Origin of the sequence: Atlanticothrix silvestris CENA357 (assembly GCF_016056295.1) — a bacterium.
GTDB classification, from domain to species: Bacteria; Cyanobacteriota; Cyanobacteriia; order Cyanobacteriales; family Nostocaceae; genus Atlanticothrix; species Atlanticothrix silvestris.
Map to the genome: position 1 here is coordinate 1 of NZ_JAECZB010000052.1, position 10141 is coordinate 10141.

At 41.1% G+C, this 10141-nt stretch carries 10 protein-coding genes and 1 pseudogene; 7 read left to right on the forward strand and 4 right to left on the reverse strand.

Annotated features, from left to right (window positions below):
* The 4 genes from I8751_RS16780 to I8751_RS16795 form a co-directional block, all read left to right on the forward strand.
* The coding region (locus I8751_RS16780) for a hypothetical protein (RefSeq protein ID WP_404800434.1) at positions 1-557 on the forward strand (557 nt) is incomplete at its 5' end.
* Between the two features lie 154 nt (positions 558-711).
* Positions 712-939, forward strand: coding sequence for a DNA-binding protein (locus I8751_RS16785; protein ID WP_214440280.1), 228 nt, complete (start codon positions 712-714; stop codon positions 937-939).
* Between the two features lie 4 nt (positions 940-943).
* Entirely contained in the window at positions 944-1210 is a 267-nt protein-coding gene (locus I8751_RS16790) for a hypothetical protein (RefSeq protein ID WP_214440281.1), read from the forward strand.
* 201 nt (positions 1211-1411) lie between these two features.
* A complete protein-coding gene (locus tag I8751_RS16795; protein ID WP_214440282.1) occupies positions 1412-2668 on the forward strand; it encodes an alkaline phosphatase PhoX in 1257 nt (418 codons plus the stop codon).
* Positions 2669-2801: 133 nt separating this feature from the next.
* On the opposite strand, the gene cbiE is transcribed toward I8751_RS16795, so the two are convergent.
* Positions 2802-4013 carry a precorrin-6y C5,15-methyltransferase (decarboxylating) subunit CbiE gene (gene cbiE / locus I8751_RS16800; protein WP_214440288.1) on the reverse strand — a complete coding sequence of 404 codons (1212 nt, stop codon included), beginning with the start codon at positions 4011-4013 and terminating at the stop codon, positions 2802-2804.
* Between the two features lie 104 nt (positions 4014-4117).
* On the opposite strand from cbiE, the pseudogene I8751_RS16805 reads away from it, so the two are divergent.
* Together I8751_RS16805 and I8751_RS16810 are read left to right on the forward strand one after the other, a co-directional pair.
* A pseudogene (locus tag I8751_RS16805) lies at positions 4118-5003 on the forward strand (DUF2887 domain-containing protein).
* Between the two features lie 84 nt (positions 5004-5087).
* Complete coding sequence (locus I8751_RS16810) at positions 5088-6035, forward strand: hypothetical protein (RefSeq protein WP_225894207.1); 948 nt, start codon at positions 5088-5090, stop codon at positions 6033-6035.
* Here the strand turns inward: I8751_RS16810 and I8751_RS16815 are convergent.
* From I8751_RS16815 to menD, 3 genes are all read right to left on the reverse strand, one after another.
* On the reverse strand, positions 6010-7323 hold the full coding sequence (locus tag I8751_RS16815; RefSeq protein ID WP_214440283.1) for a site-specific DNA-methyltransferase: 1314 nt from the start codon (positions 7321-7323) through the stop codon (positions 6010-6012). The two genes, I8751_RS16810 and I8751_RS16815, sit on opposite strands and share 26 nt — an antisense overlap.
* The gene (locus I8751_RS16820) at positions 7304-7564 is read right to left on the reverse strand and encodes a helix-turn-helix domain-containing protein (RefSeq protein ID WP_214440284.1); all 261 of its coding nucleotides are present in this window, start codon (positions 7562-7564) and stop codon (positions 7304-7306) included. The genes I8751_RS16815 and I8751_RS16820 overlap by 20 nt, the downstream gene beginning before the upstream one ends.
* Before the next feature lie 176 nt (positions 7565-7740).
* Positions 7741-9633: a 2-succinyl-5-enolpyruvyl-6-hydroxy-3-cyclohexene-1-carboxylic-acid synthase gene (gene menD, locus I8751_RS16825; RefSeq protein WP_214440285.1), complete on the reverse strand. Its 1893-nt coding sequence runs from the start codon at positions 9631-9633 to the stop codon at positions 7741-7743.
* Positions 9634-9671: 38 nt separating this feature from the next.
* Between menD and folB the strand changes: the two genes are divergently transcribed.
* On the forward strand, positions 9672-10031 hold the full coding sequence (gene folB, locus I8751_RS16830) for a dihydroneopterin aldolase (RefSeq protein WP_214440286.1): 360 nt from the start codon (positions 9672-9674) through the stop codon (positions 10029-10031).
* The last annotated feature ends 110 nt before the right edge of the window (positions 10032-10141 follow it).

The window sequence follows — 10141 nt, forward strand, 5'->3', positions numbered from 1 at the left end:
CCCCTTTCCCCCTTACCCCTTCTTCCCAATGCCCCATGCCCCATGCCCTTATGGGCGTATTTTTTTATGATGAAAAACTAAAAACAATGGATAAAACTGTCATGATAATTGGTTATGGCAATGATTTGCGTAGTGATGATGGTGTTGGACAACGCATAGCTAACGAAATCGCTGCTTGGGGTTTATCGACAGTAAAATCTCTTGCAGTTCACCAACTTACCCCCGATTTAGCTGCAACTTTGGCAAGTTTTGAATTAGCCATTTTTGTTGATGCTTGTTTCCCTTGCGAGGGCTTTGATGTGCAAGTGCGATCGCTATTACCTACATCTTCCTGTACCCTTGTAGGACATACAGGCGACCCGCGATCGCTTTTAGCTCTGACTCAAGCCATCTATGGTTATTGTCCCCAAGCTTGGTGGGTAACGGTGCCAGGAATTAATTTTGAAGTAGGCGATCGCATCTCACAAATTGCCGACAATGGCAAGGCGATCGCTTTAGTAAAAATTAGCCACATTCTTGACAAAGTTAAAAATCTCTGTGCCAATCTGGAGGATTGATGTCAAAACCGATGAAATCAACCAGCGATCGCGCCTATGATATTTGACAGGCGCAGATGCAACGAGTTTATGAAAAACTAGGTTTTAATATTAAACGTACAATTGACTCTACTGTGGTAAAAGCAGAAATTGCTATGAAATCGTGATGGTAGAAATGTCTACAACAGCAAAGACTCAAAGAATACAGATAAATTTGGATTTGTCGCTCGAATTGTATGAGACATTAAATAATCTGGCGCAAAAGATTAATGGAGACAATGCTGAGGTGTTGTTAAAGGCGATCGCACTCATGGAAATAGCAGTAGAAGCTAAGTACCAAGGCAAACATCTTTGGATTGCCGACGATCAGCAAAATCTTGAAACGGAAGTTGTTGGCATCTAAAAATATGTCAAATGTAATAGATTTATCAAAAATAATTGCTAGCAAAGGTGATAAGCCAATCGTTATATCGACGGTAAACTTACAGTTACAAGCAGATGCAGAACTTGAACACAAGTTGCGAGAACTCAAGTTTAAACAAGAATTAAGAAAAGATTGGATTTTATTTCTTGTCAGAGACGTAGTAATTTTTTCTGCTGCGATTCTTTTTATTTTTGGTATTAGCGGTTATTCTTTATTTACCCAAATTAGGGCTTATTTGCAAATTGGTTGAACCTATCTTGTTATAATTATTTTTAACAAAACAATCTTAATTTTTTAACGGTAAATAATAGTTTGTTAATCAACGTTATTTTTAATACCTTTTCATAAATAAACCTTAGTTATTCCTTAACACAAATAACTTAAACATTCTCCATAATAGCTATCAAATAATTGGCTGTTGTAGCCTTTATTCCAAATCAAGGAGAATGTAGTGACCTTATCAAGGCGTGGATTTTTTACACTAGCAGGTACGGGAACTGCTGGTGCTTTACTCTTATCTCCATTGCAGGCTTTTTATGCTAAACGAACTTTAGCAGCAGGCCCTTACGGTGCGCTTCAATCTGACCCCCTCGGTGTGCTAGATTTACCTGCTGGATTCTCTTATGTGAGGTTGTCTGAGACAGGACAAACCATGAGCGATGGCTACAAAGTTCCAGGTGGACACGATGGTATGGGGGCATTTGCAGGAGCGAATGGCTCTACAATTCTCATCCGTAACCACGAACTCAACCCAGCATCAAGTACAAGCATTGGCGCACCTAGCTCTAAAAAATATGATACTCAAGGTAAAGGTGGCACAACAACTTTGGTAGTTAGTTCCACTCGTACTTTAATCAGTCACTACGGTTCTTTGGCAGGTACTTACCGTAACTGCGCCGGCGGACGAACTCCTTGGGGATCTTGGCTCAGTTGTGAAGAGAGTTTTGAAACGGGTAACAAGAAGCATGGCTACGTATTTGAGGTTCCTAGTAGTGCAACTGGGTTCGTAACGCCTGTAGCCCTTGTGGCGATGGGTCGATTTAATCACGAAGCAGCAGCAGTAGATCCCAATACAGGTTATGTTTATATGACCGAAGACCGGAGTGATGGCTTGTTATATCGCTTCATACCTAACACACAAAATAACTTGAGTGCAGGAGGTACACTGTCTGCTTTGAGGATCATCTCAAAACCCAAAGCAAATACCACAACAGGGTTTACAGTGGGTCAAGCCTACGCAGTAGATTGGGTTCCAATTACTAACCCCAATCCTTCTAGTGATACAGTACGGGTTGCAGGCTTTAATTTAGGAGCTGCTAAATTTGCTCGTGGTGAAGGCATCTTCTATGGCAATGGAGACATTTATTTTTGTTGTACTAATGGCGGTAGTGCCGGAGTGGGTCAAGTTTGGCGTTATACCCCTGCTACCCAAACACTCCAGCTGTACATCCAACCTAACAATGCCAGTATTCTAGATTTTCCAGATAATATTGTCGTTGCGCCTAACGGTGATTTATTCATCACAGAGGACGGCGGTGGTACTGACTTTGTTGTGGGTATCACGCCAAGTGGCTCACTCTATAAATTTGCCCGCAATGCGTTGAACTCAAATGAGTTAACTGGGGTTTGTTTCTCACCCAATGGACAAACCATGTTTGTAAATATGCAATCACCGGGAATTACCTTTGCTATATCGGGCCCTTGGTAAGGGACTAGGTGTTAGTAGTGTATCAAGAAATAATGGACGAATAAATTTGCTGTAGAGACGGCGATTTATCGCGTCTCTCTCCAACCATCAATTTAAAATTGCCAGAGTGGGAGTGTGGGCATACAATCAATTGTCAGCCCTTAATTGCAATCCATTGTGTTACAGGTGCCATTGCCCGCCAACCCAAAAATTTGCCAATAGGTTCCGCCCTTTGGATAGCAATACGAGTTAAGTTACCACCAACTTGTTGATGCCACTGAAATAAAGTTTGTTCACCCTCCACTGTGACGACATTTGCCACTAAACGTCCACCGGGCCGCAGTGCTTCCCAGCAGATATCGAAAAGTCCCTCTGCTGTTACTCCACCACCAATAAAAATAGCATCTGGTGTAGGCAAATCTTTGAGGGCATGGGGTGCTTTATCTGCAATGATTTGTAAGTTGGGAGTACCGAGGGTAGTGGCATTTTCAGCAATATAGTGCAGTCTAGAAGAATTTTGTTCGATCGCGATCGCCCCACATCTAGGATGAGTCCGCATCCATTCAATCGAAATTGAGCCGCAACCTGCGCCGACATCCCACAGCAGTTGTCCTGGGATAGGCGCTAAAGCTGCTAAGGTAATTGCCCTAACTTCGCGCTTGGTGAGCTGTCCATCATGGTGATAAGCGTCATCTGGAAGTCCTGGTAATCTTGGCAAAGGCACAACTCCAGCATCAGCAATACAATTAACTGCGATCGCATTGAGATCGGCAAGTTCTGTTGCATTCCAAGATGTAGCCGTACCAGCTACAATCCTTTCTTGAGTACCGCCCATGCGTTCTAATACTGCAATCTCGCTGTCACCATAGCCACGCTTGGTCAAAATTTCAGCCACAATCGCGGGTGTATTTTTTCCCTCGCTCAAAATCAACAGTTTAGCTTTGGGGTAAATGTAAGACTGAAGCACCGAAGGTGGACGACCGCACAAACTCAAGGTTTCTACTTCAGTTAAAGACCATCCTAATCTGGCACAGGCAAGACTGAAAGCTGAAGGCGCAGGGATAATCGTAATTTCTGATATGGGAATTTGCCGCGTTAAGGTAACACCAATACCGAAACACATGGGATCACCACTCGCCAGTACACAAATTGGCTGATTTCGACGACGGATAATTTCTTCTACTGAGGCACTAATGGGAGATACCCAAGTTAGTTTCTCACGTTGATCATTTGTATGCAACATTGCAAGATGGCGATCGCCTCCCACAATTACTTCAGCTTGATCTATTAAAGAACGAGCGATCGCACTTAATCCCTGTAACCCATCTTCACCAATGCCGACAATAGAAAGCCATTTTTTCATTATTATTTTTAATTCTCCTGCAAACTCTAAATGGACAAGCGATCGCTAAGATGAGTGTCTCCAGCTTTTACAATCTGTTAATTGTCTGGGTGTGTTGAGGAATAAAAATGCGACGTGACACCATCTTCTATAAATTATTTAAGCAATTTCCTCTTTTGCTGTTTGAATTAGTAGATGAACCACCCGCAGAAGCACAGAATTATCAGTTTGAATCGGTTGAAGTCAAAGAAACGGCGTTTCGGATTGATGGAGTATTTTTACCCCCCACTAATGCAGTTTCCAAAACCGTCTTTTTTGCAGAAGTTCAGTTTCAAAGAGACGAAGACTTGTATCACCGCTTTTTTAGCGAACTGTTTTTGTTTCTCTATCGCCACTCTATTCGTTACAATAACTGGTCTGGGGTAATAATTTTTCCTTCTCACAGTCTGGAACCCTCAAATCCCACAATTCACCGTGTTTTGCTAGAGAGTAATGCAAGTGCGGCGGGTTTATTTAGATGAGTTGGGGGATTTAAGACAACAACCTTTGGGGCTAGGGTTGATGTTATTGACGAATATTACCTCTGCTCTGAAACAGAAGCAGTAGAATCGGCACGGTTTTTGTTGGAACAAGCACAGCAACAATCTCAACAAGCAATAATAGATTTAGTGAGACAGCGCGGTCTTGGGGGTTTTCCCCATGAGCGACTGCCGAACCCGAAGGGTGACGACGATTATAGTCTACAAGTTTTCTACCTTAAGTCGAGAGGAGATTGAAGCGATGTTGGGACTAAATTTAGAAGAACCACGGGCTTTTCGAGACGTGAAGGAGGAACAAACGCGATCGCTCGTCCTCCGACAATTAAAACGGCTATTGGGTGAGCTTCCCGATGCGCTGTTGTCTCAGATTCAAGGATTGTCGCTAGAACAGTTGGAAGCTTTAGGTGAGGCGTTGTTAGATTTTTCCTCTATGGCTGATTTGGAAGGATGGTTACAAGGTCAATCAAAAGAGTAAATCTCACGCAAAGGTGCAAAGAAGAAAGGCGATCGCTCCTCCTCCGACTGTTAAAACGACTATTTGGTGAAATTCCTGAGGAAGTTGGAAGAGTTGGCTTTAGCGTTTTTTATAGAATTATGTGTTTTATACTTAAAAGATTGTATCGATTATGGCAATGGAGATTGTAATTTGATTTCATTCAGTAGCTACAAAGGAACTGCATCTAAGTGGATTACCATATTTGACTCACCATTCTACCCTGATTCTTTAGATGAAGCTAAAATGCTCTACGAAAAAGTTTTGGAGCGTTTCATAGAATTGGTAGACGAAGCAACAAACGCTGCAAATTTACTCGAAATTATTACAAAAGAGCCTGATCCTTTACGTATTCAACTTCTTAGAGTATTTCGGAGGTATATATCACCAGATACGACAGTAGAAATGACCAAGAAAAAACGTGATATTCCCAATATAATTAACGACTTTGGTGATAGATTTCGTAGCTTAGAAGAGGTTAGAAGAAACTTGCAAAGTCGTCCTGTACCCGATGAAACTCTGATGGCTCTTCTTTTAGAACAGAGTAAACGGGGGCAAAAAGGCTATGACTTGACAGAAGCGTTTTTCTTATGGTTTGACCGAGTATTTGGTAAAAACTATATAATTCGGGGGCCAGTTCGTGCTGGAAAAGATGTAATGCTTGATAAGGTTTTGGATAATTGGGAAGCTCAAACTCCAGCAGATATTTTTATATCTCGATTAGATGGAACCCCCTTAGTAGTTGGATTTGCTCGTTATGACTCTGATAGAGGAGGTTCTCAAGAAGATGATCGAACTGGTGGAAATAGAGATAAAGCAACTGATATTCTCAGATATGCTGATACATATAAAGTGGCTTTAAAAGTATTTTTTTTGAACGATGGGCCAGGATTACTACTAGGATCTATGTGGAATGATTATGCTCGTCTAGAAAGTTATGGTGGTGGCAAAATAATGGTATGCACTCTGAAAATGCTTGATGAGAGATTTACACAAGATTGGCTTGAAAGTTGAGTTTGCTATTCCACTCATGGATTACAGTATCAGAGATAAACTCTAATTCTGGTGTTTCTTCAATATATAAATCTAGACCACTTCGTAAAATTCTATTTATACCTATTAAGTATTTTTGTTCATGTTTAGTGGAACTGTTTTCGTTAATGAAGTCACCCATTACTTCTGTTCCTTTAACTAAACGCTGAACTATTGTAGCTATAGCAAGTTGTGAATTATCAATAGCTATCCATTTTCTACCTAACTCTTCAGCTATAGCAGCAGTAGTACCACTTCCAGCGAATGCATCTAACACAATATCTCCCTCATTAGATGAGGCTAGAATTATTCGTTTTATCATATCTGGATTTTTTTCTGTTGGATAGCCAGTAATTTTTATATTTTGATTGTGGGCATCCTTGAAATCAAGCCAAATATCTTGGACTGAAATACCTTGACTATTATCTAAATAAACTTTTCTTCTTGGGTTTCCTGTTGGTGACCAGTAAATTTCTCCACGTGCATCCATTTCGTCTAAAGTTTCTGGAGTATATTGCCAATGTTTACCTGGAGGAGGTAGCATTCCTCTCCAGGGTTGACCTGTTGCACCTTTTCTTACACCTGGTGCATGAACAGGGACTTTCTTATAAACTCTTCCAGTCTCCTTTTCAAGATATTGATACTCTTTCTTTGCAGTAGTTTCAGTCCAAGGGTTAAAAGGCTGATTCCATATATAATTATCCGTTTTTGTGTAAAATAGAATGTAGTCAGCGGTGTTTCCATACTGCTTACGAGTATAGTTTTTGGGGTTACATTTTTTCCTGGTAATCCAATTGCGAAAGTTTTTAGAACCAAAAATTTCATCCATTATAATTTTGACAGCACAAGCCATCTTGTCATCTAAATGTATATAAATAGAACCTTCTTCTGATAAAAGTTCTCTTAGTAAAACCAGTCGTTGACGTAAAAACTCTAAATATTCTGCACCTTCCATTAGGTCGTGATAAGCATGGTCTCTTTGACGAGACTCAAAACTACTCCCTGTTGCATAAGGGGGGTCAATATAAATTAAACTAACTTTACCCGCGATAGTATCATCGTTCAAGAATGAACTAAGAACTCTTAAATTCTCTCCATAGATGAGTCTATTTCTTGGATGTCCATCTATACTGATTATGCGATGTAACTTGGCTACAGGAATTTTTAATATATCTTCTATAGGAATTTTCCCTTCATATTCCAGACGAAAAGGCATTATATTTTGTTTTTTACTTTTACGACTATCTCTACTAGGTATTCCTGTTGCCATTTGAGTTAATATTTTCTTCTGCTTGTTGTCTACTGTTATTTATTTGTAAAAACTCATCTAAGTCTTTTTGTTTGATACGCCAAATTCTTGGCCCCACTTTTGTAGCTTTAAGATTATTTGATGATATCCATCTTTGTACAGTTCTTTGGTGAACACGAAGAAGTTCAGCTACTTCAATAGTTGTTAAAAACGAAATATCTTCTTCACTTTCATTATTGTTATGTTCTACATCTTGTCGCATGTGTCGCTAAATTCGCTAGAGTCGTAATTGTACTACTAATTATAATAGTTTGCAAGTTTCAGCAGCACCAACAGTACTTGAAACGCTTATATCAATCACTTTTAATTTTGACACCATAAACATTTCGCAAAATTAATACCTTGCATCTCTCTATTTAGTAATATCTAAGGGCAGAATTAAATTGCAATATCTACCGCAAAATTACGTAAATTATCTTGTCGCCACTTCGCATCTGCTTTGCGATTTGTCCGCAACTCTAAAACTCGAATACCTGTAGTTGGAAGCGGGTTTAATCTTTGCTGCAACTGCTGCCAAGAAGTAATCAATTCATGCTGCACATTATAAGTAGCGCACAACTGAGCAAAATCAATATCTTGGGGAGTGCTAAAAAACTCTTCAAAGGGTGGGTCAAATTTGGCAATGGGTAACATATCAAAAATGCCACCGCCGTTGTTGTTGATTAATACAATTGTGAGATGTCCGATAAATTTATTACGGATTAAGAAACCATTAGTGTCATGCAACAGCGCTAAATCTCCTGTTAACATCACACTACTTTGCTGACGGTGGGCAATTCCTAAAGCTGTGGATAATGTGCCATCAATGCCGTTTGCACCACGATTAAAATGCGATCGCACTCCTAAATTATTCGGTTTCCAGAAATATTCCACATCCCGCACAGGCATACTATTGGCGATAAATAAAGGCGTTCCTGGCGGTAGCATTTGAGACAATAACCACGCGGCTTTACCTTCAAATAATTCCTCCATTGTCTCCAAGGTGTGGTCAAGATTTACCCTGACTTGTGTTTCTGCTGCACACCACTTTTGCAGATATTCAGATGAGGAAGATTTAATTACCCTGCTCCCCTGCTCCCCTGCTCCCCTGCTCTCTGGCCACTGAGCGTCTTGTGCCGATCGAAGTCGAGGTAAGCCGAAGTGCTGCTCCCCTGCTCCCCTGCTCCCTTCCTCCCCCACCAGTTGCTCTACCGCAACTCGGAAATGAATTGTCCTCCCATGAAGCGGGTCTAGATTTTGGTCACTAGGGTCAATTATCCAGCGTCGGGGTTGGGTTGAATCAATCCAGGTACGCAGTTCTTTACTTGTAGGCATATCTCCTACCTGAATCACCATATCAGGTGCTAGCTGCTTGGCTAGTTGCTGATTACGCAAAATCAGGTCATAAGTAGAAATTAAATAGGGGTTAAGGTCAACATGATTTCTCAGTGGGGAAAGTCCCTCAGCTAGCACAGGCCATTGGAGAGTTTGGGAAAGATGCGTGATCGCCCTACAATATTCCTGTGGCTGCTGTGATTGAGCTACACCAGCAATTATGATACCGCGATCGCATTGTTGCCATTCTTTGGGTATGGGGCATGGGGGAGCCACTGCGTTGCGGAGGTTCCCTCCGTTGTAGCAAGTGGCGTCATAGGGTATGGGGCATGGGTTTGCTACTCCAGCAAAAAAGTCTTCTAAATTAAACTTTGACTGCAAATAGCTCCAGTCAGTATTGTCAGGAATGGGGGCGAGAGGATCGCGAAAGGGAATATTTAGATGTACTGGGCCTTTTGTAGGAGCTTGCGTTCTCTCCCAGCTATGAATTATTGTTTGCCGAAGATAAGCTAGCATTCCCATATCTAAAGAAGGTAAGGCTAACTCTGCTTGCCAGTTTGGGTAATTTCCATATAATTTCAATTGATCTATTGTTTGTCCAGAGTGGCAGTTTCGCAGTTCATTTGGTCTATCAGCAGTTAATACCAACATGGGAACACGACTTTCTCTCGCTTCGATGACCGCTGGGTAAAAGTTCGCTCCTGCTGTACCAGAGGTACAAACTAGTGCTACAGGTTTGCCGGTTGTTTGAGCTACTCCCAAAGCAAAAAAAGCTGCGGAGCGTTCATCGAGAATGGAAATCGCTTCAATTTCAGGTATTTGTTGAGCAAAGGCGACTGCTAGCGGTGTGGAGCGCGAACCAGGACAAATTACAGCACAGGTCAATCCTAGACGTTTTAAGGTCTGGGTTAAGACATAAGCCCAAAATTGATTAACATTTCTATAGGCGATCGGCATTAAATTAAAGATAAATATCAGACAATTTTTAATTTTAAATGGACTGTATTCATTTGACGGGGATTCGTTGTTATGGTTACACCGGTTATTTGCCAGAAGAACAGGTGTTAGGTCAATGGTTTGAGGTCGATGTGAAATTATGGTTAGATCTGTCCACCGCTGCCAAGACTGATGCTATAGAAGACACTCTAGATTATCGCAGCATCATCAGCTTGATTCAAAATCTGGTCAAAACATCCAAGTTTGCTTTGCTAGAACGCTTAGTAGGTGCGATCGCAGATTCTATACTACAAGAGTGCGATCGTGTCACCAAAGTTCAACTCACTGTCAGTAAACCCGCCGCACCTATTCCAGATTTCAGTGGCAAAATCAGCATTGAATTTACCAGAACTTTGTAATTCGTAATTCGTAATTCGTAATTACTTTTTTGCAAGAGTTCAGACATTTAACATTAAGTGCTTTATTTCCGCTGTGTTGTCCTCTAACCCCTAGCCCCTAACCCCTAGCC